This window comes from Photorhabdus namnaonensis (genome assembly GCF_001684335.1).
In the GTDB taxonomy this organism is placed as follows: Bacteria; Pseudomonadota; Gammaproteobacteria; order Enterobacterales; family Enterobacteriaceae; genus Photorhabdus; species Photorhabdus namnaonensis.
The window spans coordinates 106093-106435 of sequence record NZ_LOIC01000086.1 but is presented as its reverse complement, the minus strand read 5'-3'; the positions used below and the strand labels follow the sequence as shown (position 1 = coordinate 106435).

Sequence of the window (343 nt, the reverse complement as noted above, 5' to 3'; positions counted from 1 at the left end):
AATGGCGCCCGCCAGCGCCCCCAGGAAGCTGGCGTGTTTAATCGGGTCGCCCTCACGGGCGGCGGCCGGACCGGGAGAGCCCGGTGGCGGGGAGACGTGCACCGCGTGCTGCGCACCAACCCGCGCTATCCGGGTGACGATTTCATCACCAAGTGACATGGCATTCCTCCTGTCAGCTCATCAGGCGGCCTGAAAACTGTGGATAACCGTCAGCAGGGCATCACGCTGACTGTCTTCGAGAGGCGCGGGAGAAGTCAGGTTGAAGGTCAGCAGCCAAGTGCCCCGGATTTGCAATATCACGGTCTGGTACATGTCGCCTTCCGGGCTTTTCCACTGGTAATCG

The 343-nt window shown here is 62.4% G+C and carries 1 protein-coding gene; it reads right to left on the bottom strand.

Annotation, left to right across the window (positions count from 1 at the left end; all coding sequences use genetic code 11):
* Nucleotides 1-180: 180 nt before the first annotated feature.
* Nucleotides 181-343: DcrB-related protein (locus Phpb_RS24620; RefSeq protein WP_122983191.1), on the bottom strand; the 163-nt coding region annotated here is incomplete at its 5' end.